The sequence below is a fragment of the Mucilaginibacter mali genome, from assembly GCF_013283875.1.
Lineage (GTDB): Bacteria > Bacteroidota > Bacteroidia > Sphingobacteriales > Sphingobacteriaceae > Mucilaginibacter > Mucilaginibacter mali.
Genome location: NZ_CP054139.1, coordinates 162,002 through 188,035, shown reverse-complemented (window position 1 = coordinate 188,035; position 26,034 = coordinate 162,002). Strand labels below are relative to the sequence as shown.

Sequence of the window (26,034 nt, the reverse complement as noted above, 5' to 3'; positions counted from 1 at the left end):
ATAAGCTGAGTTTATTGAAAGCTTTAACCTGCGGTGTGGATCAGTCATTAGGGCGGAGATTTTTGAGACCAGTTGGCCAGTATCTGGCTGATCTTTAAATGGCGCGCAGCAGAAACTGCGGTAAACTGCAGGATATTGATTTCAGGGTTATTAGTGTCGCTGGCAACAGCTTTTGGGTGAGCTGTTTTGCTATTTGCCGGATCTGTAATTGGAGTAAGTTTCCTTTTCATAACGTCGCTGAATTGTTATGACAAAGGAAATCACTATAGACTAATTATGCAATAATAAGTATTTGATTTTCAATACATTATCGTCGGATTACAGCGCGACTTACGCGCAAGTGAACAAGTTTATTTACATGTAAGCTGACAGTCTGCTAGCGTCAGATACTATAATATTCTATCAACGCTTTAAGAGGAGAGAAATGTTTTCTTGCTTCTTCCCATTCCGCTTCGTTGTCAACCAAAATGTGTCTGACCAGTAAACTTCTTTTGGTGATATTGCCGCTTTCTTTAATCTGGAACTTTTCGACAAGGTTTGACCTTGTACCAGCATTAATGACCTTGGCAATATATGCATTGTCGTAAAGGGCTGCCTTTGGATCATCAACGAAAAACTGATTTAACTTCGATAACAGGTCTTTATAGGCTTGAATAGTATTCGCCCTTTCCTGGTTTATATCAAATTTTACAATATTGGCAGCGTGGTTGATCGCTTTTACTAAACACTCATTAACATATGCATCCTGAAGACTTGGACGCAAGGCCAACTTACCTTTTTCACAATACGAATTCCATGGAGCATTTAAAAAATCATCAATATGGTCTTTTCCATAGGCTGTTAATAGTACAAGGGGTAACAATGGATAAACATCGTTGATGCGATAACATACATCTGCGCCGTTAATCGTATGTTCGTCACTAAACCGGAAATCAATAAAAATGGCCAAATAGCGGTGACTGGCGACTTTAAGGCCGGTCTCAGGGTTTTCTATTAGTTCAACCTGATAGCCGAGTCGCTTAAGAGGGTCAGCGATTTCCTCTGTAACTTCAGAAAGTTTGTCGTCAATAATTAGGATTGGTTTAGGTTTCATGATCAACGGTTAATGTGATAATGGTTCTGCCATCCCGGGTTTCACATGCCCTTTGGATATGCTTTAAAGTACTCAAAGCCGATTTAATAAAAGAAATACCCTCACCCTTCAGGCCGCTCATTGCTGAGCTGCTGAGGAAAAAGTCACGGTATTTCTCCTGCATTTCGCCGGCATTGGTAAATATAATCATTAATTTATTTTCATCAACTATCTCAAGGTTAACTAAATAATCTGATTTTCCTTTATTCCTGCTGTTAGAATAAAGGTTCAGCAACACTGTAAATAGGCTTGGGATATTCTCAGTTTTAATATGATTGAGAGGATGTTGTTCAACCTCCTCCGAATAAATGATCCTTTTTTCACCTGCCAATTGCGTCGCGCTATGGATGAGATTGAGAATGCTCGTAAAGGTATCGAAGCCGTGCTGTTTCAGCAATAATTCACCTGCATCAGCATCGAAATTGTACAGTATATCCGTTGCATAATCTCGCAAAATGGACAGATTCTCCACGCGTGTATAATCTTCCAGCGCTTCTGTAAAGCGTTTTTCTTTGATGGAATGATACAAACTCGCCATGACACCCCTGAAACCAAAATTCTTCAAGGTATGTTTATGGTCCTTAATCAGCTCACGTGTATGTGCAAGCTGATCTTTGGCCCGCAAAATTTCAATGATTACGTCATCGAGTTGACTGAACAAAACCCCTTGTACTGCATTGATCAGTATCTCTTTGCGGGCACTGATTTCTTCGGCTAAAACTTTGACATTTTTAAGCTGGCTTATTAATTCAAAGGTGGCCAGCCAACTAAATTGCAGCGTTTGTGAGCTGGCTTCTCCGAATACAAGCAATATCTGTTTTTCATCCGCATAGCTTTGGCCCACTTCAATTGTTTCATACTTGGCTTCTTGCCAATCTATCTTGGCATCAGTCACCATGCTGTATAACATTGGTATATAACGCTCCTGCTGAGCGCGACTGATTTCTGCCGGGCTTTCACTGACCAGGAACTTATTCAGCCGTGCGTCATAAGCAAACTGAAAATAATAATATCCTTCCCCGATTGATCCATCCGGATTAAAAAATAAATCATCTAATTGATATTCGCCAGCATACTTGGTCAACTCATCATAGTATGGGCGAAAGGGGGCGTCAATGGGATATCTGGATAGGTCATTGAATATCTGGTCATTTTTTTTATAAATGGCAGTTATTGTTTTCATGATGTACGGCGCATCCCCCTTCCATCTGTTAAAGAAATCAATGATCAGGGATGTTGCAGTAGCGCTGGTCCTTTCGCCGTATAATATCATGATCAAATATACTTAATCATAAAGTCCCGGTCTACCTCCCTTTCCAAAAAGATACTCTTCGAACCGCTGGCTTTCCAATACTTGTTGAGATATGCAACAATATGTTCTACATCATAAGGCTTACAACTGTACACATCGAGCTGCAGGTAGCTTTCCACTGTCCAGTAATGAAATGAAATATGGGACGTAATAATACCTACGATACCGGTCCAGGCTTTCTGGTGGCTAAAGGCCACCTGCGGCGCAATCAGTATCTTAACGCCAATTTCTTCTACTATATCTTTCAGGAAACGGATCAGGGTTTCGCCTGATTCAACGTTCAGGTCAGGCCGGTTGACGGTCGCCTGGTAGATCAAATGGTGATGTACCAACTGCCCTTTTTTTGTTTCCTCGAACTTGAATACGGTAACAGAATAATCAAATAACTGACTATCGAGTTGCACCCGCTTCCAGGTATAGGCATTGGAAAGGTTCTCTTCTAAAATATCGATACCAAGCATCCCGGTTTCCGCGATCAAAGTCGTTGTCCAGTTCTTCTGAAGGATCTGCTCGGCGAGCCTTACATAAGCCCCTACAATACCATCAGGGGCAAAGACGGCAATGTCGGGCATCAGCGCCAAACCTTCTTTAGTATTGGTCTGCAATAAATGGTCGTCATCGCCCCAGGGCAGGTTCCCAAATAGGAGGTCGGGTACTTCGTTAACACCTGCAACCAAATCAGTTTGTACAAAAGTAATATTGGTAATGCCATACCTTTCGGCGTTATACCGGGCTACTTCCAGTGCTTCCGGGGATATATCTGTTGCGATGATCCTGGACCCGGGGAATCGTTTAGCAACCGTAATGGCATTGCAGCCACAGCCGGTGCCGACGTCTACAAAGGTGCCCTGCCCCAGATCGTTTTTTTCAATATGCTCCAGGACAAAAGCCATCATTAATTCGGTCTCCGCGTTCGGTACATATACCCTCGGGTCAACATAAAATTCTGTATTCATAAATTGGGTACTCCGTTGCTCGTAGGCCGGCACGGCTATATCGTTCTCACGCATATCGTTCATCTTCCGTATTGTGCTTTATTTGAATTGTTCTTATTAATTTTCCATTAAGATCATAGGCATTAAAACTGCCATAGATCATTATTTTATTGGACATTGTATTTTCAAAAAGTTTAGTGCTTAGGGTAAGTAACTGGCCGCTTTCCGATAATCGGATCACATTATGTACCGGATTGCCGGAAACCATCTCATAAGCCCAGCCTTCATCCGAAATGCGGATATGTTCATCCTTCAAGCCTATATAGTAATTGGCGCCTGCACCCCCAGTGCGCACCGGTGTAAGCAGAGGGCCATTTTTTTCCAGCAGCAAAATATTGGGATGGGGATACTGAAAAACTTTAAGGGCATCCAACAGCGGCGGTGATTGTATAAAATCAAGTATGCTGCCTTGGTAAACCTGGTTCTCCAAGGTAGTATCTGCTTCACTGTGTAGAAAAAGTACTTCGTCGGCAATAGTTTCTGCTTCCAGCTTGTGGTGACTGATGTAGATAACGAGCAGGCCATACTGATCCGTTATTTCCCGAAGTTTGCTTAAAAAATTCATCTTGATCTCTGCATCCAAACCGTTGGTAGGTTCATCCAAAAGCAGCAATGACGGGTTAATGGACAGTGCACGTAATAAAGAAAGGCGCTGCCGCTGCCCGCCGCTGAGATCGCTGACAGAACCCGCACCAGCGAGGACTTCACCCATACCGAGCGATACGACGAGCTCGTCAAACAACTGTTGGTTAAAATGTTTGCCATAGCGTGCAGTGTTTTGGAAGTACAAAGCATTGCGCGCCGGGGACAGGTGCTCAAAAAGGACGGGCTCCTGGGGGAGGTATGCGATCACATCATTTTCGCCCTGGAAACTGATCTTACCGGATAGTGGTTTTTCGGTACCCAGGACTAGTTTAAACAACGTGGATTTACCGGTACCGCTGGCACCCATTAAAGCCACGATATGTCCCTTGGCAACTGTATCGGCGTTTATTTCAAAAACGGTATCGTTAAATAACAACTTTCGTTTATCATAGCCGAAAGTCACCCGGTCAAACTTAAGTGATTTCATGGTGCGGATCTATTTTCTTTAGAATGGACCGCCAAAGCAGCACAGCGGCAGCGGCGATCATTAGTGAAACCAATAAATAATTTACGCCCCTGGCGTAGTCTGCGGCCCTACCCTCGATATTCATTTTCATTTCGCTTACAAAAGAAGGAATGAAATCGGAAAATAGATTATTAATGATCGACTCATTCCAGATTAGGGAAAAAGATATCAGAAATGTGAGGAGATACTCTGCCAGGTAACGCTTAAGAAAACAATCAGTAACGATCTTGTTAAAAGGCAACCGGTGCGCTTCCATATAGCTAAGTTCGTTATTACTTGTCCGGAAATGCGTCACCAAAATAAAACCGGAAATCAGCGGGATGGTCAGGATGGCATGTCCGGTCAGCCATAACAATTTCAGGTTCCATTCGCTGCTATAGCCAGCCAGCCGAAGCCATTGGAAGCCCGTTAGATAAATGGCGACCGGAGGGATGAGCTGCATTGCAAATAAAAGTAAGAAAAAGACCAGCGAACGCCTGTTAAAGGATGCGAGTGTGCGTTTCCAGCCTAATCTTAAACAGATACTCAGCACAACGGAAAACGCCACGCCGAAAATAGCCGCTAGTGTGGTGAATAGCAACGGGCTGATAAGGGTCTGAAAGTCAAATTGAAAGTTGACAATGGTTCGCCCGATGGCGTAAACCAAAGGAAGGGTCACAAGTAAAAGCAATACGGTCGGATAAACTTTACCGGCAAACGTCTGAACATTTATCAGGAACAGGCGCCTGCGTGTAAGGAGTCTTTCGTATAACCATGTGTAAATCACGGAAACGGCGACTATAGCAATCGCAGCAGCCCCGAGCGCGATCAAGCATAAGGCAAGCACCTGATTATTCGCGAACACCGGACTGTATAAGGCGTTGGAAGTGTATGTGCGGATAAGCCACTGGCTGATCAACTCTGTATTAGTACCAATCGAAGCTTTGAATATCAGTTGAAACTTGGCGTCTTCGTAAAATGAAAGAATAAAATTGAGCACGAAAAGAAGTATAGCCAGGTCTTTACAGGCCGGCAGAAAAATGTCTTTTATTTTTTCTGCGGCAGTAAGCCGTATTCCTTCCACGTAAGCTATCGGGGGACGCGGAAGGTTTTGAATAATGAGCCAGAACAGGTAGGTGTAAAGCGTGCCGTACTGATAGAACTGGAGCAGTGTCAAGGTCAGGAACTTTACCGTACTGCCTTGCTGAAAGAAAGCCAGATCAGAAAAGATGATCTTACCGATAAAAGCGATGGAGACATTCCCCAACATCACCGGCACGATCAGCAGATTCAGCCATTTGCCCGCTGTCGAACTGATCGCGACCTTTGTCAGGCCCAAGGCCAGGAATAAGCTGAGACCTACGTTGAACAGCGAAGCCAGGCATGCAAAATTGAAGCTTTTAATGAAGGCGCTGACGCCCTCAGGGTTTTTGCTGATCAGGTCCAGCCGTCCCTCCGCAATGCCTGTGAATGACGGCAGCAAATAAAAAAGGAACAACGCACTTAAAGCAATTCCGCCAATCCTATATAGATATCTACCCACTATTTCCTGTGCTGCTTTAGTAAAGATATTTAATGCTTTGCCGCGTTCGCGTAAATGACCTTGCGCTCCTTATCGATGTCAGTTTGCATTATCTTGACCGCCTGTTCCGGGGTGAGCTCATTATTCCACATTTTTTGAAGCGCAGCTGTGATTTTGTCGCTGATCATCGTCGCATCGATACCAGCTTCCAGCATATAGACCCCACGGTCGAGCGAACTTCTCAGCGCTTCAGCATAGGGGATTTTTTTTACTTCCGGATCATCATAAACCGTTTTTAAAGGGGAACACAATCCTTTTTTAAATAAAGCCACTTGTACTTTTGGCTGCATCTGATCAATGATGTAGCGGGCGGCAACCTCTGGGTTTTTGGATTTGCGGTTGATGAAAAAACTGCCTCCGGCCAATAATGATTTGTTGCCCGGTATAGGCGCAAAACCGAACCTGGTATCGAACGAACCATCTGGTTTGGCGGTAAGGCTATAAGCCAGGTCAGACCAGATCAAGGCCATGGCAATATTACCTTGTTTCACGAGTTTGATCTGTTCATAAGCGTCAACATTTGTAAAATTACCTGCATTATACGGCTTCAGGCCATAATAGAATTTGGTGGCGTTCAGGGCTTCCGGTGTATTGAGCAGCACCTTTGTATTTTGATCACCCTGCCAGCCATATTCTTTGTCCATCACTTTGCCACCCATACCGAACAGGAAATTCACCCATTCATAATACAGCCAGCTCCCTACGGCACCCTGCAGGCAAACCCCATAGGTATGTTTATCCGGACGGGTAAAAAATGCGGCTACATGCTGGTATTGTTCCCACGTTGCTGGTACCTGTAGCTTTTCTTTATACTTTGCTTCGTAAGCCGTCTGTGCCGCTTTATCGTCAAACATTGCTTTGTTATAGCATAGGAACATGGTATTGGATGTAAAAGGATAACCTACTTTCACAATCGGGCCTTGGGGGTCTTTCAGGTTCTTGTAAAAGCCAACCTCGTGCCAGGCTCGTGGGAACATGTCTTTCTCAAAGCTTTTCAAGCTGTCTGGCACATTTTTGATCAACTCATCGATGGGATAAACGTAATCGTTGGTCACAAATGAGGCAAGAGAGAAATTATATTGCATCACAATGTCGTAAAGGCCGGTACCATTGGCGAAATCCTGGTTGGCTTTATTAAACGCATCGTCGAAGCTGTTGGGTTTAAAGTCCAGTTTGACATCTGGATGTTTGGCCTCATAGTCTTTTTGGAACGACATCAGTGATTTAATGGTCGTCGCACTTTCTGCTAAAATTGTAATTTTATTACTATGATCGCTACACGAAAATAACAATAGCGAACAAACTGCAATCAATCGAAGATGTTTCATATACAAGTCTTTATGTTTAGTCCAATCTAATATTGCAAATATGAAGATTGATTTACATAAAATATCAACGCTTAATTACTTAGATGTAAGCTTACAATTCCTTAGGTGTAAGCTTACACTATCTCAATGTAATTTTGATTTACGATTTTTAAAAGTTACTTCTATAGATTCCTTGATCTAACTATCTGTAAATAGTACTGCACCTACCCATGAAATCATTTCGATGATTGATACTTAATACATCTGTCGTTCCATTTTAAAAGGAATGACATCGCTGGTAATTAATACTTCCAGTTTTTTGGGCATTGCCTGCGGCCCGCGCTGTCCACTATATCTTTTTTTCCCAAAAAGGATACCGTTGCCATCGCTAATGCGGCCCTGCCTGTAAATCAGGTTCGCTGTTGCTCACCAGATAACAGCCCCCACCGCAAGCGTCAGCCCGCCGTTTAGCAGCCGCACCGTCCGAATCAGCTCGTACCGCTTCGCTATACCGGCTGATTATACGCGCCCACCGGCAAGCTGCCCCTTGCTTTATTCCTCTTCATAACCGGTTGGTTTATCGTTCGATTGGACAGGCTTTCCAACCTTTTTAGTTTTTAAAATGCAAAGGTAAAGCCCCCTGCGCGGTTGTCAAGGGTCTATGAAACCCCGCGCCAGGCCGGGCCCTTGACAACCGCGCACTGTGCTTTTTAAACCCTTGCATTAAAAAACTAAAATGTAATGTTATGGAAAGCCTGGTATTAAATCTTCAATCAAAAAATCAAATCAAAGCCTACATGAAGGATAACCACATGGTTCATTATGAAAGAGAAATCTTTCAGGAAATGATCTTTGCCATTCAAGCGAAAGACCAACAGCAATTAGATTGGTTTCGCAACTTCGGCGATTCATTCAGTACCATCACCATGAATGTTCATGCCTATCGCATGGGATTGCAGTTCGGCTTCAGCGAAATTGCCTTTGATAAATATGGCTGGTTTCAACGACCAGTATTTCTGGATCAGGAAGAACTGACCTTTGGTGATACCAGCCGCTATGGTAATTACAGTACCATCAAATTAGGCAAGGGCTTAAATGGTATCTGGACTTATGCCATCTCTTACAGCTATGGTGTCGCAGGTGGCGGTTACGGCTTATCCGTTTATGGCAAACAATTCAACAACCGTATGGACGCATTTGCCGATGCCCTTAGCGATTTAAAATCTAAAATGGTTTCAAGGATCGGCAGTACAGATACCCTTAACGATAAACAGCCGGTCATACTGGCAACCCTACGTGATATTAATAAAGCTTTAATTGGAATGGTACAACTCAGCTTGTTCTAAATTTAGCACTGGTTAATTCACAGTTGATCTGGATGACTGCCGGAAATGTAATAACAGTACTTTTTTATCGTCTCTATATTTTCCTCTTGATCTGGCTTGGGCGCATTTGCGCTAATGAAACGTGCAAAACTTTGGCATAATCAACAATAATATGCCAAAGTTTTGAAATGTCATTTTCATTTTCTACTATTGTATGACCAACAGAAACCTAAAATTGAAAGCCGCAATCGAAATAGATATTCTAAAGAAATTTGCTGACAAAGGCATTTTTACCAAAAATGAGTTAGAAATGTATTTAAGGCAGTATTTCCCGGCAGCATCTGGAAATACAATTTCGTGGCATATTCACAGTCTAAAGTCAAATGGAACCATATCGCATGTTTCCAGGGGAGTGTACTCGCTGGACAACAAGAGGGATTTCCAGCCTCAGATATCAAACACACTTAAAAGAATTAACAATAAAATCAATAAGGAATTTCCTTTTATTCAATTCTGCGTTTGGGAAAGTAAATGGTTTAATGATTTAATGGTCCATCAGTTATTCAAAAACTATTTGGTTGTCGAAACAGAGAAGGATGTTATGGAATCTGTTTTTAATTCACTAACTGATTTCAGCAAAAAAGTATATCTAAACCCCGACCACGAGATTTTTGAGCGGTACATCGCCAATTTCAATGAAGTCATTATTGTTAAACCCATGGTTTCCGAAGCGCCTATTAACGTTGACGAAAAAGGCATACACGTAGCCCTCCTGGAAAAATTACTTGTTGATGCCCTTATCGAAAAAGATCTTTTTGCTGCACAACAAAATGAGTTGGAATACATTTTTAGTACCTCATTAAAAAAATACAAACTCAATATTAACAAGCTTAAAAGATATGCCAGGCGGCGAAATCAACTGAACGAACTTGAAAAATACATAACCAAAACTTTGGCAAAATGACATTAAATATGCCAATATACTAACATGATAAGTAGACAGAATTTTGAATTGGAGTGGATTAAATCCGTTTCTACAAAACTGGGGCGAAAAGGTGACCCAAAGATGTTAGAAAAGGTCATCTATGCACTATACTTATTGGAGCAATTAAAGGCCAATGGTTTAAATTTAATTTTTAAGGGGGGTACATCATTATTATTAGTAACAGACCCTCCGCGCCGCTTCTCGATAGACATAGATATTATTACTACTGCCAGTCAATCTGAGATTGAAATGGTCATAGGTAAAATTATAGCACGGGGACAATTTACAAGTTGGGAATCAGATAACGAACGTAAACATGTAACTGACGCACCGGTATCACATTATAAAATATATTATAAAAGCCGGGTAAATCAGCATTTTGGTGAAGAGCCTATTTTGTTGGATATTTTATTTGGCGAGAATCCATACCCGACCTTGCAAGAACACCTCATTGCGCATTCCTGGTTACATCAGGAGGGCGAAGCGATAACAATTCAGTTACCCTCTTTTGAATCTATTTTGGGTGATAAACTAACCGCATTTGCGCCAAATACAACAGGAATTTTATATAGTAAAAACCGTCCTGTAGAAATTATCAAGCAGTTATATGACATCGGCTTTTTGTTTGAACTTTCAAATGACCTCGCCACTATCAAAGCAAGTTATAGGACCATAGTTAAAGAGGAGATCGCGCTGAGGAAACTGCAAATAGATTGGCAGGGGCCGCTTGAGGATGCTATTGAAACTTGTTTTCTACTTGCTTTACGTGAACCCAGGTCAAAAGAGTTTGAGCATTTGCAATCAGGCATTCGCAATATTGTAAATTTTATAATTCATCGATTTACAATCGATGAAGCCATTTTGGCTGGAGCTAAAACCGCTTACCTGTGTTCGTTAATGTTAAATGATGATCATAATATTAAACGATTTGGATCTGCCGAGCAGATTAGAGACCTGGAAATTACAGCTTCCAATTACAGCAAATTAAATAAACTAAAAAAATCAAATCCAGAAGCCTTCTTCTATTGGCAATTGGCTTTAATATCTAAAAATAAAACCGCATGAGCGAAGAAAATTTAATTCAGAATAACCCTACAAACGATGAGATTGTTTTAGAGGACAGTCAACTTGTTTGTATTCTTACTGGTGAAATTAAAACGACCAGTGGAAGAGAAATTATATTCCAGTCGGTTGCCAGAATGTTAAACGAAGAATACGGGTTCGATTTGCCAGATATGGCGCGGGATTTTGTTATATCTGGCTACGACCCAGACTCAGGGAAAATAAAGAAGCAGAAAATAGACCTAGTCATTTTTGAACCGGATCAACCTCACAAACAAGATCATATTACTCGATTATGCATCGTCCATGACGAAAAGACAAAGGAAAATGACAAAAAAAAGGGGGTAGAAATATCGTTGCAAAACGCATTAAGCTGTGTTGGTAGTTGCGAATTCGGACTTTGGACCAATGGTGCTACCTACAATTTTATACAGAAAGAAGTTGACGCATTTGATAATCTTCAATTTTCTGATCTTTCAGATTTTCCTGGCGTAGGGCAAACTATCGCCGATCTTGATCGATCTGATAAAATCATTGCTCGTAACCCTGCTAATGATTCACTCATACGCGTATTTAAACGCTGCCATGATTATATCTATGGTAATGAAGGCATGAAAAAAACTGCATTTTGGGAGCTACTAAACCTTATTTTTTGCAAAATCTACGATGAAAAAAGACGCTTCACTTGCGCGGAAAGCGGTGAAAGCTACAGACGTGAATTTTGGGTAGGCGTAAAAGAACAGAATACGATTAAAGGCCGAGAACAGGTTGCAAAACGAATAAAAGACATTTTTGCAAAGCTTAGGAAAGACCCACTTTTCTCTGAAGTTTTTGATGGCAACGAACAAATAAGTTTAACTGACAAAGGGCTGGCCTTTATTGCGGCTGAATTAGCTAAATACTCGTTTTTAGATGCAACAGTTGATGTAAAAGGTGTAGCTTATGAAACCATAGTTTCCAATACACTAAAGCAGGAAGCCGGCCAGTTCTTTACGCCAAGAAATATAGTTAAATGCATGGTAGAAATGATGGATCCAACGGCCCATCAAAGAGTATTGGATCCTGCATGTGGCTCCGGTGGCTTTTTGGTAATGGTTTTGGATCATGTGCGTAGAAAGTTCGCTAAGCAAATATTTCCTGATTTAGAGGGGCCATGGTTGGAGGAAAAGTTCAACTCTATAGAAGTAAACAACAAAGTTAAAGATTATGCAGAGCAATACCTTTTCGGATTCGACTTTGATCCTGACTTAAAAAAGGCAGCGCGGATGAACATGGTGATGGCGGGTGATGGTCACGCCAATATCTTTCACGCTAACTCATTGGCTTACCCTAAAGGCGACAATGAAGCCGAACTATATAAAATCAATGAGGCCGTCCGTAAAAGTATTAGAACCGGAATCGATGCCGATTTCCCGTTTGAACAAGATTATAACGCGCTTGGAAAATTCGATCTTATTTTTACAAACCCGCCTTTCGGCGCAAAAATACCAATAAATGATCCCGAGATCTTAAGGCAATTCGATTTAGGGTTTAGTTGGAAAAAAGACATTAATGGACAATGGCAAAAATTAAATTTGAGTAGTAGTCAACCGCCTGAAATACTGTTTATTGATCAATGTTATCAGTTTTTGAAACCAGGGGGCAAAATGGCTATTGTATTGCCTGATGGCATTTTAGGTAATCCTAACACCGAATATGTTCGATCATGGATATTAGACAAATTTAAATTGTTAGCGTCCATAGATTTAGCCGTGGAAGCATTTTTACCTCAGGTAGGCGTACAAGCATCGCTCTTGTTTTTGCAAAAGAAAACTGAAGATGAACGCGCTCATTCCCTTTTGCATCACTCTGATTATGATATATTTATGGCAATTGCCGAAAAATTAGGGAAAGACAGGCGTGGCAATCAAATTTTTCTTAGGGATGAAGATGGCGCGGAACTGTTGTTTGATGAGATAAAAACATATCTGACTTACAATAAATTGGAAGGTAAAGTTTTGAAAAAAAGAAATGAAAAAATCAAGCGCTTGGACGATGATTTGCCTAAAATTAGTAAAGCATATTTTGAATTCTGTAAAGAAACCGCAATATGAAAACTTCGACAGTCCGAGTAACGGATATAATTAATGCCATGCGGTTTGATAGTGGTTTTCATCTTTCGGAGGGGACTCTGTATTTAAAAAAAATACATGAGATGCCTCATGAAGAGCTCCAGAATTTAACATCAAAAATATTTACTGCGGGAAGAAGCAAGAGAATGTATACCGATAGAAAATTTGGGTATCCTTATTTAAGTAATTCTGACGTTGTAAAACAAAACCCGATTAATGGGTGCAAATATAACTCTCGTAAATATGGATTTGATGAATTATCTTTTCTGAAAGAAGGAATGATTGTTACAGGTCGGGTCGGAGCCATTGGGCAAACTGCTTATATTACATCTGAATTCGAAGAATTGGACGCTATGGGTTCAGATAACATGATTCGTATAGTGCCTAAAGACAAAAATAAATCGGGATACATTTACTCCTTTCTGGTATCAAAATACGGAAATACATTGCTTTGGAAATTAGCTGCAGGCGGCGTGCAACCTTATATTACAGAAGAAATGATTAAAGATATGCCAATTCCTGTCTTTTGCGATGATAAGCAACATAAAATACATAATTTGATAATTGAAGCATCTACGCTACGTACCGAGGCTAATAAATTATTGAGAAAGGCTGATCAATTATTTATTTCCAATTTAAACATCAATGATGAGTTGTTCGATAAAATAACCAATTCTTCGGAATCAGCCACCTCATGTAGTTTTATCGTGAAAAAGTCTTCAATAACACCATTATCAATAAGATCAAGAACATATAGCGAAAGATTAAAACTAATAAAAGAAGTCTTTCAAAATGGCTCCCATGAAAGCCTCATTTCATTGTTACAATATGCTCCAGTAAAAGGTGGGAGATATAAGAGGGTTGAAGTTTCAGAAAATTCAATTAACGCAGTTGAATTATTAAATCAAGGCGATTTACATAATCTCAAGCCGAAAGGGAAAATCATTTCTAAAAAATACATTGATAACCTGGATAATCAAACAGCTAAAAAAGACATGATAATTGTCCCCGCAGTGGGAACGCTTGGAGAAAATGAAATTTTTAGCCGACCTCTTTTTGTACATGGATACTTAGAAGGTAAAGTTTTATCCGAACATTTATTAAGAATAATGCCGGATAGGAGAAAAATTGACCCTGGATACTTGTTTATAGTTCTTAAATCGGATCTATTCTTCAGAATTTTCAGATCGATAGTTTATGGCACTAACTTATTGTATTATATTTTACCTCTGTTAGAAGAGATGCCTATTCCAAGACTATCTGTCTCTATTGAAAAAGAAATTGGAGATTTGGTAAATACAGCCTATGAAAAATTAAGCCTTGGCAATATAAAAGAATATGAGGCTATCAATATAGTTGAAAACGCAATCGAATCATGGCAAAATTAATGCATTGTGGTAATCATCAGGGTCCTGTTAATTCGGGCGAAGAACGCTTGTTGAAATACCTGGAGGTCAACCTTTCTGATGACTATCTGATTTTATCAAATATTGAACTTGCCTACCTCAACCCCAAGAATCACCAGGTTCAGTATTTGGAATATGACTGCATTATAGTTGCGCCACACGCCATATTCAATATTGAAAACAAAGATTTTAGCGGCCGATTAGAGGGAGACGATAATTATTGGTACTTGAATGACCGGGAGACTCGTAATCCTCATAAAACATTACGCTTCAAAACTTCGGTATTAGCTAGTAAGCTAAAAGAGAAAAACGCTTCTTGGAGCAAAGCCTGGATCCAATCTATTGTAAGCTTATCACACCCATACCAAACCAAAAAAGGGCTATGGGGTGCGCATGTCAAAGCCACCTACATTCTTGATCAACAATTCATTGATAACCTAACCCAACCAGAACTTATTGGCCGAGAAAAAAACGAGCTCAATGGCATTTTTCAAGACATAGCGGCTGAAATCTGCGGTACCGCAAGTCTGAAGACTGCAGATAAAAAGACGGAAGTTGAAGGCTATCAAATTATTGATATCCTTGATCAGGAACCAAACTACACAGAATATTTAGTTAAACCCAAAGGGGTAACCTCAGCTATTAGAAAGCGAATAAGGGAATATGCTTTAGACGTGCCTAATTTACCCCTAACGCAACGCGAAAAGCGGAATCACCTAATTCAAAACCAATATAATGCGCTGAATAAGATAAAGACAAATCCCTTTATCTTAAATGTACAATTTAAGTTGGATCAGGAAAATCATATCTTTTATGAGATCACAGACTATTTGGATGAAAACTCCTTACGTGCTGAACTAAAAAGAAAAACATTTACGATAGAAGAAAAGATAAATATCGTTTTCAATTTGATCAGCGCACTTAAGGCGGCCCATGAGCAAAATGTTTTTCATAGGGACATTAATCCTGAAAACGTTTTTCTCGCTGGCGGATATGCCTGTTTAGGCAATTTTGGGAAATCCTATTTTGCAGATCATCAGGATGAGGGGTATACTGTAATGCCGACCATCAATGAATCAAACGCCACTCCTTATCATGCTTTAGAACTAAGTTTGCGGGATGCATCGCGCGCATCGGATATCTATTCGTTGGCCATTCTTACCTATGAATTATTTGTCGATAAAGTCCCTATAGAAAGCCCATTTGAGCTTAATCGACTTGGGGGAAAACTCCCCCCTAACAGAAAAGCAACCCATGTGAAGCCAGGTGTGCCATCTTGGTTAGATGATTTTTGTGATCATACCATCTTAACTGATCCCGATGACAGGTGGGATAATCTGGAAGAAATGGAAGCATTTATCAAAAAGGCAACAAAGGTAGAAGAGGCATCCTCTGGCAGCGTTCTGCCCAAGCCGGATAATTGTGACTTTGAGATCGGAAGTAAGGTATCCGATTTTACGATATATCAGCATCTAGGCCAAGGAGGCTATTCACAGGTTTACCGGGTGAAACATAACCTGCAAAGCAAGAGCGATTTTGCCATGAAGGTTTTTAACGAAAGTGTACACGGCTCCTCCGTTACCGATGAATATAACGCGCTGACGAACCTTAACCACGACAATATTGTAAAATTTAGATGGAACGGTATTCTACCTTCCGGACAATTTTATACATTGATGGAACTTCTGGAAGGTGAAAACCTTAAGGAGTATGCCAAGGGCGCAAAGAATTTACCTGTCTATAAAATATTTCAGGTTGCCAAGGATATTCTAAGCGCTTTGACCTATATGCAAGCCATTAGTCCGCCGATATACCATAGAGACATTAAACCCCAAAATATTGTCTGGGATAAGGGAAAGCGGTTTGTCCTTATTGACTTTAATGTCGCTTCAGTTGTTGAAAATAACCTAGACTATGTGGGGACGAACCCCTACCTGGCGCCCGACTTGGTAATAGGAAACAACCGCGTAAATTGGGATGGATCGGCAGATACCTTTGCCTTAGGTATCACGCTTTATGAGCTTGCCTGTAAAGTTTATCCCTGGTCAGGTTCGATGAAAATGCCCCAGGTTGGAAAACCAGCCGAATCGCCGCAAATTCACAATGCCAAACTTTCCAATGCGTTTTCTGCGTTTCTCTCAAAATCAATCGCTACCAAAAGGGAAGCTAGGTTTCAATCGGCTAAAGAGATGCTTGATGAATTGCTGACCATCGGCGAGAATAATTTACTCCAGATAGAAAAGGAGACCTCGACGATTTCTTTGGCAGCCGGCGGCGGTCCGGATCAGAACATCGTAAATTATGTTAATTCTCTTTATAGTCAATCTCGTCATGGAAATGTTGGAACAAGAGCAGGAGATAAAAATTCCCTATATGATAGTTTAACTTACACCGAAACCAAGCTTGACAAGCAACTCATCCCGGATATTTTAGACGGGCGATACAGGTTAGTTATCATAACTGGTAATGCGGGTGATGGTAAAACAGCATTTATCAGAAAAATTGAAAGTAAAGCTAACAACGTAAAAAAGCTTAAAAATGGTAATGGCGTAACATTCGAAATTAACGGGACTCTTTTTCAGAGTAATTATGATGGGTCCCAGGACGAAGATCAAAAAGCTAATGACGATGTGCTTTCTGCCTTTTTTAAACCCTTCGAAAATTTAACCGATTATAGCCTTGCCACTCAGGGTCGTATTATTGCAATCAATGAAGGCCGCTTGGTTGAGTTTCTTCATACTGTTGCCCCATACAGGCAGTTAGCCGATACCATCGAGAATTATTTTTACACTGAGGGCAAATCACAATTACCGGATGGCTTGCTTATAATTAATTTGAATTTACGTTCAGTTGTAGCCAACGGACATAATCAGGAAAGCTTGTTCAAGCAGCAGGTAAAATTGTTAACCCAGAAATCATTGTGGGCAAACTGTCAAACCTGCCCGGTAGCTGAAAATTGTTTCATAAAATATAACGTCGCATCCTTGAACGACTCTGCTGTAGGTAATGAAATCATTGACCGGATGGAATGGCTGTTACGCACGGTGAGCCTAAAACGGGAGTTACATATTACCATGCGAGACTTGCGGTCATTCATCGCATTTACACTAACTCGGGATTATCAATGTTCTGAAATTAAACAACAAATCGAAGTCGGCGACGAGGATTATTTGAATTGGTGGAAACATTACTACTTCAATATTAGCGATAATTCAGCTAATGATTCAGCACAATATGACCGCCTGATTAAGTTAGTTCGGGAGACTGATGTTGCGGAGACTGCAGTTCCCTCGTTAGATCGGGATTTGTATTTCGGAACACATCTACCGGAACAGTTTTTATATTTTGAAGAACGTAAGGAGCAGTTATTGAGCCAATTTAATGAATTCAAAATAAAAATACCCCTTCATGACCAAACCGAAGAAATTCAGCGAAGGATTTTGACTACCCAAAAGATTTTAGTGCGCCATCAGTATTTTGAAGGCAAGATAAACTATCGTGCGCGTTTACCTTATCATTCGGTTTTTGATTTTCATGATCTATTGATCGGCATAAGTGCAAATAAGGAAGTCATGATGAACGACACGAAGCAAAGTATTGCAAAGGCGATCTCATTAAATGAAGGCTGCAATAACGAGGGAATCTACTCTAAAAACCTGGTGTTGTCCTCTGCTCAGGTGAAAGACCCCATTAGTAAGTCTTACAGACTATTCGAGTTGGACAGTTTCGAATTGATTATAAATTCATCTGCACACCTGACAAATTATTTAGAGTATGAGCCTGACAGCTTAACGTTTAGAAGTTTAACAGATAAAAAAGTATCGTTGACGATCTCGCTTGACCTTTTCGAAATGTTATATTTTATCAGTCAGGGATATAGCCCATCGCTAAACGACATTAGAGGCAGGTTTGTTGAACTTCAAATTTTCAAGAATTTACTGGAGAATCAGGAATACAAAGAGGTTATCGTGACTAGCGATAATGAATCTTTCTTTAGCATAAAAATAAATGATCAGTACAAACTGGAGTTGCAACCGTTAAACTAAACCTATGGCCTTAAAATTAAACTCCGAAGAAACTACGTTTAGAAACGAACTCATTTTTGCGATTGATGCGAAGGCAGTTAACATGGACAATGTATTATTGAATCTATTCATGTTATTGAATCATAATGGTGTCAGGCCGAAACAACGCGCGACTAGCCTTGATAAAGGTGAATTGACTCTTGAAAAACTAAAAAACAACTTTTTGACACTGGAAAAGAATCAGGATGTTCAAGGGTTTGCCACATATCCTCATGCAGCGGAATTATGGCTGAGAAGCAATCTGGTTAATATGGTGAATCGTGGTAACCCGGATAAAGAAAAGATATCATCTTTGCGTCCCATCCATCTGGAAAGCTATAGACTCCGTAATGCACCCAATTCGCGTGATTATAACACTGCCGACCAGTTATATTCAATGCTTGGAGTAAATACAAAAACAAAAGAAGAACTTAAGTCCTTTTTGGCTGAGGGTTGGGATCGCACGTCCAAACGGATAACCAATCTCAAAGGATTGGATGTGGATAGTCTGGGCATTTTAACGCTGATCAAGGACATTGATCAAGGCGTTTTTAACAGCATAGAAACCATTAACCATATTAGTCCATTATTGAAGAAGCAAGCCGAACTTTTTTGCGAAGATATAAATTGCCTGTTGGCATATAAAAGAAGCATCCCAAGAAACGTCTTGCTGGATTATCTTAAAACGTTAGTATCCTTTCACCTGTCGATTTATCTTCAAAAACTCATCTATCTGCTCCCTAAAATGATTCAAGCCGGCACAACCGATGTGCCGGATGACTGGAGTGTTGTATTGGACGTTACTGGAAAGCTTGATAGCAAAGTGAGTATGTTAGCAATTGCTGATGCAGAAAGGATGCTAAATAGCCTATACGACTACATACGCGCTACCTTCAAGATAAATGCTGCATTGAAAAAACTTGGAAAACCAAGAACCAACTCTAATGATGTCAATCTTGCCTTAAATATCTTAAAAAATCCGCCGCAAGACTTTGAACCGTACTTTCAGGCCCGCTGGGATATTATGATCGATCAGATAGATGTGGAGGACAGGGAATGGATCGAAGACTTCGCAATGTTTGAACCGACCTATTTTGCTAAATACATCGAATTGGTGAACAATCAAAAAGGGAATTATCAATACCGATACCATTTTCAATTGATCGACAATCTCGCTCAAAAGAATTCCGAACGCGGCTTTATAGCTCAGGGGAGAACCAAAAAGAATCCACGGAGATTTGTATTAGGTACACGCTTGTTGGAAACCCTGGTCCAAATACTCCTGTTGAAATCAGACGGAAATAAGTTTACCACGCAGCCAATTTCTATCGAAGATTTAACAACCAATTTGCGTACCAGGTACGGGCTTATCATTAATGGAGTCGAAGAAACACGATTCGAAACAGCAGATTTAAATGTGAATCTCGCATTTAAGGAAAATGTCGAAGCCTTTAAAAATAACTTACGGCAAATTGGATTTTACAATGTGTTGAGTGATGCTTACATCATGCAAAAAATACGGCCGCGCTATGAACTTTAACCAATATCATTTTATATGATCAACACTTACTTTCAACATATTATCGATATAATAATCGATAAATACGCCAGTGAATTTGAAAGCGCCTTGCCAGGGCACTGTATGAAAATTACCGGACTGGCGAAAGATCAATTAAATGTTTTGTTGTCCAAGGTCAGGATTCAATTTCCTGATTTAGAGACTTATATTCTTTCGGATAAGGAGGTAGGGCCGGATTATATTTCAGCGACAAAGCTGATCGAAATGCGAAATGAGGAAACCTCAGCATTACTGATTCTTATTCCCTCAAATAGCCGCACTGCAGCCGAAGATTCTTATGGAAATGCCACATTTAAGGATATTAACCTATCTGGTATTGAAAATTTATTATTGAGCAAATTAGTTACTCAGATCCCTGCGGAATATAAGGCCTATATGCAGGAAATATTTAATTACACAAACTCCTACAACTTAAAAACCAATCAGGCAATTCAGTACCTCCTGGCGCTGGAGCAATCCTCCTACACCAGGGAAAATATTGGGAATCATTTACATTTTTTAGGCATGATCCCTGATGAAGCTCTCCTAAATGATTTTAACAAAATCAGAGCCCGTCTTAATTTCAATCTTAATAGCATCGCAATTCTTTCGGATTATGGAAAATCGATCTACGAACGAATAAAACAACTGCCAATTGAAAAAAAATCTATTCAAAGTGAGATAGTTCTGTTTTTAAAAGGCTCAGAATCGATTAAAAACAGTAAGGAATTAGTTAATAGTATCGCCGAAAATGCACCTGCACTAAATTTTAAAAACTGGCTGATCCCCGACTTAAATCAGATTGATTTTAAACTATGGGTAACAAATATTAGCTGCCCCGAATTGAAATATAAAGACGGAGATACTTTTATCACTGCTAATCCTAATAAAAATGTTAAGGTCAAGGTTCGTATCCATACGTTACCGAAACCTAAGGATGTATCAGAATTAAAAAGCTTTCGATTATCCTTGTATTCCGTGAATGGTCATGCGGGTGAATTTGTTCATGATTTAAGAATTTGCAAGAATACCGGCACTGATAAACCGTATCGTGATCTGACAATTGAATTAAATCCTTCCATTGTCGAAGAAGGAAATTACTTTATTAAGGTCCAGGCTGAAGATGAAAACGGCATCTTACTCAATGTTGATGATGACTTCAAAAGTGCTGACATACAAGAATATTGGCTGTCAGTAAAAAACAACGAAGATGCGCCAGAAAAGGCATCATTAAACTATAAACTATCCAGCGACTCTATTGATTTCTATTTTAGTATCGGCGAAATAGAAATTGATGATAGTATACGAAAGGATAAATTGAGTAACGTAACTCAAGCCTACTTTAAGTGGCGGATCAGCCAATTAAAGAACGCCATTCCGTCATCCATACCTGTGCCTGAAAACAACTCGGCAAATTGGCTGGACGATACGTTTAAAAAGACAAATTTAACTTTTCATATTCAGTACAGCTCTAAGGATAATTATCAGATAAATTTGAGTAGTAAACTAGTATCGCTGCAACACTTGCTACTAAACCATGGCGACACCCTCGGTTACGCTAAAGCTCATTTAGACTCAAATTCGGCTAAAATTGATTTAAATTCGGCGACCTATATAGCCGCTTCGATCAACGATTTAGCCTCAGATAATTTAAAAAACTGCCGGACAGAGTTATTTGAAGCGATTTTAGCTTCTGCGCCTGATCGGACCGGTGTTTTCGAAACAACATCGAGTCATGAACTTGTCGATCTTGTGAAGAATTATCTGTGTAGTTTCGACGCGTTCCTTAATCATTTAAACAAACGTTTTAACGAAATTCCGGCAGAAAATATTCAGGAAAAGAATGAACTTCAAGAATTATTGACTGAATTGCAGAATCTCGATTTAATTCAGATTAGTAGCAGATTGCCAGACGGTAAATCTTTGAATTTTCAATTGCTTTCACCATTACATCCGTTGAGGCTTGCCTGGTTTTTAAATCTTTTTGATCTTTTCGGAGATTGGGAGGAAAAGACCATTGGATATGAAGGTTATAAAAAAGATTGGTTTAAAAATCTTGAGAATTTCTTTCTTGGTGATCTGATGCCTGATAATAATTTGCCCGTAATTGTTGAGCTCGACACACTTAAAAGTTTCCAATATGCGGGTGAAATTACTTATGGCTGGGGCATCTACCTAACGCCCTCTTCACTTTCAGAAACTGAGACCTTAACTTCTGTCAATCGTTTGGTGAAGGGCTATGTATCCAGGCTACTCAATATTGATAAACCCAACAGGTTAGATGACGAAATCAGCCAGGGACTTATCGAAAAATATTTATTGAACTATATCAGACAGCATCCCTATGCTGATAAAATTGTAATCAATCTTTTCAATGCCGGGGATTCGGTCACTTTTGCTAATGCTTTGGTTGAATTAGAAAAGAATCCTTCGTTTCAGAATCTCAAATATGAAATCAGGCTGTTTAAAGGAAAGGAAACGATAATCGAACAGGGCGAGGGTTTCAAAAATTTACTAAACCCGGAATATACTGTAAGTGAGCAGGCAGAAGCTTTTTCAAGGCCTTCTGAAAATCGATTATTTCCAAAATTAAGATTTTCAGTAAATTCTATTAAAAAATACCTCGAATCGCCAGAAAGCTACAGCGCCCATCTCAGTTTTCTAATCAGTCCATTCTCTACTAGAATAGAATTGTTCAAGCCTGTCTCAGAACGAAATTCCTTCTTTTTAAACGGTTTGATTTCAGAATCAATAACTGAAGTAAAGGAAACCGGTTCTGAAATTCGATGGGATAAGTTTATAAACTATGGGGCGCAGGTAATGCCAATAGGAGAAATCGCTAAGTATTCCATCAGTATATTTTGTTACTTGCAAAAATTCGTTTCCAGTTCTTTAGCGGGAAAAACATCCGACTCTTTACCATCAATATCCCTGGTGCTTGGTGATGTAGACAAGGTTTTGATCAATAATGTACATGATAATAGCGACTGGGTCATAACTTTTGATAAGCACTTAGGGCCCGAAGTCTTTGATTTACCAGGTAAAGATGGCAATATTCCTTTTTTACTTGACTACATTCCAAACGAAGAACTTTCGGGCATTTCAAGTTTTCTTACAACAAGGCCTAATTCTGAAATAATCGGACTATTGGGTCCTCACTTCCAAGAATTTGATATCCCATTTGACCCGCTAGCTAATGATTTAACTATCACAATGTTATTGGAAGATTTACGCGCGATAAGCAGTTCGCTAGTGATGCAATTGAACTCTGGAAAGAATAAGGCTTTTGAAGTGATCGGCGCTGCTTTTACCAAGCGCGTTTTAGAAAAGAAAAAGATCCTGGAAGATGCATTCTTGATTCCGATTGACTTACATCAGGATCTATTTAAAGCACTGCCAACAGATGATAAAAGTCGTGCAGATAACATTTTGGTTAGAATAAACCCCGATAAAAAAATAATTGAAGTTACGGTTATCGAGATTAAATGCCGGAGGGCACTAGCAGATGTGGATAGGGCTAGTCTAAAAATTAAAATGAAAAGCCAGATTGATAACACAATTCTTGCTTTAAAAACACACTTTGATCCTAATAATAATTTATCCTTCGACAGACTTGACCGCCAAATAAAAAATAAAGAGTTAAAATCTTTACTCGAATTTTATATAAACAGAGCTAAACGCTATGGTTTCCTCGCGGATAACACTTATCAACACTATATATTCTTCTTACAATCATTGGACAATGGCTTTTCAATCGAATTTAAGGAGCTTGGTATCATTTTCGATTTTGCTTCTGCAATTCGGCACAAAAAAGAGACTGTTGATTCTAACCTGACGTTTTTTACTTTCGGGGGCAAATTGATTTCAGACATCATAGATCCTAATTCAGACTTGAATACTTACAGATTAGAAAAAGTCGACGAGGATGCAGAAATAGTAGCTGCATTTGGTGGTAAAAAAGAACTTTCTCCCTTCGTGCGCCAATTTAAAATGTCAAAAGAGCCGGCCCCGGTCATTGTTAAACCGCAAGAAACAAACGAGCCGGAGATGGAGTCCAAGGGTGTAGAGACAGAAAGATTGAAAAAAGAGAACCGTGAAAATGAAGAGCCAGGAGATTCCCTGCCCCTTGCTGCTGAACCGATAGAACCCTATTTACCTGCTTCAAAAACTATGGCCCCTGATTATGATATCATGATTGGCAAGAATTCCGAAAGTCTCCAATTTGGCATACTTGGAAAGACCATACAGGGCAAGAAAATTGCTATTGATGCTAGCGAAACAAATACTATCAGTCTCTTTGGTGTACAAGGAGGTGGTAAAAGCTACACGATTGGCACCATCACCGAAATGATGCTCAAGCAGTATAATCAAGTGAATTTATTACCGGCTCCGTTGTCCGGCGTAATATTTCACTATAGCGAAAGCATGGATTATGAACCGGAGTTTACCTCCATGATATATATCAATGACCAGGAACGTGAAATAGCTCTGCTAAAACAGCACTATGGTGCAATGCCGGACAAATTAGAGGATGTCATACTTTTAACGCCTTCTGATAAACTTGAGGACAGAAAGCGCGATTTCCCCTCAATTCAAGTTTATCCAATAAGCTTCAATTCGAATGAATTAAGTGTTCAGGACTGGATGTTTCTGTTAGGGGCAGTCGGCAATGATGCCACTTATGTTCGTCAATTAAAGGCTTTAATGCGTGAAAATCGAAATAACCTAAGTATTAATGGCTTGATCCAAAGCGTAAACGATTCACTTTTACTTTCGAACGCACAACGTAGTTTAGCCTTACAACGACTGAATTTTGCGTCGCAATATATCAACGATAAAGATTTTTTAAATGATAAACTTAAACCCGGCCGATTGATCGTGGTCGATCTCAGGGATGAATTCATTGAAAAGGACGAGGCCTTAGGATTGTTCGTAATTATGCTTAATATTTTCTCCGGTGTTAAGGAAGTGAATGGCAAATCATTCAACAAGTTCATCGTTTTTGATGAGGCTCATAAGTATATGAACAATAAGGACCTTACAAATTCCATTGTGACAGCAATCAGGGAAATGAGGCACAAAGGCGTAAGTATTCTGATCGCCAGTCAAGACCCCCCAAGTTTACCTAATGAAATTATAGAACTTAGCAGTATTGTACTATTACATAAGTTTAATAGTCCACAATGGCTTAAACATATTCAAAAATCCATTACCCCCTTACAAGCATTAACTCCAGCTGATTTATCATCATTAGCGCCGGGGGAAGGTTTTCTATGGGCTACCAAATCAACAGACAAAGGAATTACAACAAGGCCGGTGAAAATCAACACGCGTCCAAGAGTTACAAAACATGGGGGAGCAACACTTAAAGCAATATAAAATTGAATACCAACAATTTTCTGAAATTGGCAAAAGGAAGAGTAATCAAGACAAGATTTCAGCACTCCAAATAGATGATGAAACTTCGTTATTTCTGGTAGCCGATGGAATGGGGGGCTACAGCTATGGGGATTTAGCAGCAGAACTCATTATACGAACACTAAATGAACATTTAAGTTATCAGTTAAACAATGCCAAAGATGACGAATTGATCTCATCAGCGGTTTCAACCGCAAATGAGCGGATAAAAAAGCTGGTTTTTGAAAAAGGGGCTGAATCTGGTGCAACCTTAGGCGGCATATTAATTCATGGCTCAAACACTATTGTTTTTTGGGTGGGTGACGTCAAGTTAATGATTTTAAGAAACAATAAAATACATTTTAGCTCGGTATCTCATACGCTTGAAAATGAATTAAGAATTAACAACAAGTCCAAAGAAGAATATATAAATTCACACGTACGCCATGTAGTGACCAGGAGCATTTGTGGGAAGGATAAAATTTATTACCCGGAGATCAAGCAGATGGAACTTGCCTACGGCGATAAGGTATTGGTAGCATCAGATGGATTTTATGAATTGTATACCGAAACTGAAATACTTGGGATCATTCAATCGGATAAAAACTGGTTATTAAACATAGTCAGTGGAGTTACCCTAAAATCTGCATTCGGCAACGACAATTCTTCCGGATTTTTGATCGAATTAGGTTCTCCATTTAATTAATA

The 26,034-nt window shown here is 39.8% G+C and carries 16 protein-coding genes; 9 read left to right on the top strand and 7 right to left on the bottom strand.

The features are described from left to right. Nucleotides 1-47 precede the first annotated feature (47 nt). The 7 genes from HQ865_RS00790 to HQ865_RS00760 form a co-directional block, all read right to left on the bottom strand. A complete protein-coding gene (locus tag HQ865_RS00790; protein WP_173413057.1) occupies nt 48-230 on the bottom strand; it encodes a hypothetical protein in 183 nt (60 codons plus the stop codon). 152 nt (nt 231-382) lie between these two features. Beyond that, nucleotides 383-1,093 carry a DNA-binding transcriptional response regulator gene (locus tag HQ865_RS00785; protein ID WP_173413056.1) on the bottom strand — a complete coding sequence of 237 codons (711 nt, stop codon included), beginning with the start codon at nt 1,091-1,093 and terminating at the stop codon, nt 383-385. Beyond that, complete coding sequence (locus HQ865_RS00780; protein ID WP_173413055.1) at nt 1,083-2,405, bottom strand: hypothetical protein; 1,323 nt, start codon at nt 2,403-2,405, stop codon at nt 1,083-1,085. Before HQ865_RS00780 ends, HQ865_RS00785 begins: the two co-directional genes overlap by 11 nt. Nucleotides 2,406-2,407: 2 nt before the next feature. Continuing rightward, entirely contained in the window at nt 2,408-3,463 is a 1,056-nt protein-coding gene (locus tag HQ865_RS00775; protein WP_173413054.1) for an S-adenosylmethionine decarboxylase, read from the bottom strand. Further along, nucleotides 3,447-4,511, bottom strand: a complete 1,065-nt coding sequence (locus HQ865_RS00770) for an ABC transporter ATP-binding protein (RefSeq protein WP_173413053.1) — start codon at nt 4,509-4,511, stop codon at nt 3,447-3,449. The genes HQ865_RS00775 and HQ865_RS00770 overlap by 17 nt, the downstream gene beginning before the upstream one ends. Further along, nucleotides 4,498-6,072: a hypothetical protein gene (locus HQ865_RS00765; protein ID WP_173413052.1), complete on the bottom strand. Its 1,575-nt coding sequence runs from the start codon at nt 6,070-6,072 to the stop codon at nt 4,498-4,500. The genes HQ865_RS00770 and HQ865_RS00765 overlap by 14 nt, the downstream gene beginning before the upstream one ends. A gap of 29 nt (nt 6,073-6,101) precedes the next feature. Next, nucleotides 6,102-7,328, bottom strand: a complete 1,227-nt coding sequence (locus tag HQ865_RS00760; RefSeq protein WP_173413051.1) for an extracellular solute-binding protein — start codon at nt 7,326-7,328, stop codon at nt 6,102-6,104. A gap of 836 nt (nt 7,329-8,164) precedes the next feature. Between HQ865_RS00760 and HQ865_RS00755 the strand changes: the two genes are divergently transcribed. The 9 genes from HQ865_RS00755 (at nt 8,165) to HQ865_RS00715 (ending at nt 26,032) form a co-directional block, all read left to right on the top strand. Continuing rightward, complete coding sequence (locus HQ865_RS00755) at nt 8,165-8,764, top strand: hypothetical protein (RefSeq protein ID WP_173413050.1); 600 nt, start codon at nt 8,165-8,167, stop codon at nt 8,762-8,764. Nucleotides 8,765-8,978: 214 nt separating this feature from the next. Then, entirely contained in the window at nt 8,979-9,707 is a 729-nt protein-coding gene (locus HQ865_RS00750; RefSeq protein ID WP_173413049.1) for a DUF6577 family protein, read from the top strand. 24 nt (nt 9,708-9,731) lie between these two features. Beyond that, nucleotides 9,732-10,793, top strand: a complete 1,062-nt coding sequence (locus HQ865_RS00745) for a nucleotidyl transferase AbiEii/AbiGii toxin family protein (protein WP_173413048.1) — start codon at nt 9,732-9,734, stop codon at nt 10,791-10,793. Beyond that, on the top strand, nt 10,790-12,883 hold the full coding sequence (gene mads2, locus HQ865_RS00740; protein ID WP_173413047.1) for a methylation-associated defense system DNA methyltransferase MAD2: 2,094 nt from the start codon (nt 10,790-10,792) through the stop codon (nt 12,881-12,883). The genes HQ865_RS00745 and mads2 overlap by 4 nt, the downstream gene beginning before the upstream one ends. Continuing rightward, nucleotides 12,880-14,289, top strand: coding sequence for a methylation-associated defense system restriction endonuclease subunit S MAD5 (gene mads5 / locus HQ865_RS00735; RefSeq protein WP_173413046.1), 1,410 nt, complete (start codon nt 12,880-12,882; stop codon nt 14,287-14,289). Before mads2 ends, mads5 begins: the two co-directional genes overlap by 4 nt. Continuing rightward, nucleotides 14,277-18,353, top strand: coding sequence for a methylation-associated defense system protein kinase MAD6 (gene mads6 / locus HQ865_RS00730; protein ID WP_173413045.1), 4,077 nt, complete (start codon nt 14,277-14,279; stop codon nt 18,351-18,353). The genes mads5 and mads6 overlap by 13 nt, the downstream gene beginning before the upstream one ends. A 4-nt stretch (nt 18,354-18,357) precedes the next feature. Further along, nucleotides 18,358-19,911, top strand: a complete 1,554-nt coding sequence (gene mads7, locus HQ865_RS00725; RefSeq protein WP_173413044.1) for a methylation-associated defense system protein MAD7 — start codon at nt 18,358-18,360, stop codon at nt 19,909-19,911. 15 nt (nt 19,912-19,926) lie between these two features. Continuing rightward, nucleotides 19,927-25,308, top strand: a complete 5,382-nt coding sequence (mads8, locus tag HQ865_RS00720) for a methylation-associated defense system ATP-binding protein MAD8 (protein WP_173413043.1) — start codon at nt 19,927-19,929, stop codon at nt 25,306-25,308. After that, nucleotides 25,280-26,032 carry a PP2C family protein-serine/threonine phosphatase gene (locus tag HQ865_RS00715; RefSeq protein WP_173413042.1) on the top strand — a complete coding sequence of 251 codons (753 nt, stop codon included), beginning with the start codon at nt 25,280-25,282 and terminating at the stop codon, nt 26,030-26,032. Before mads8 ends, HQ865_RS00715 begins: the two co-directional genes overlap by 29 nt. The last annotated feature ends 2 nt before the right edge of the window (nt 26,033-26,034 follow it).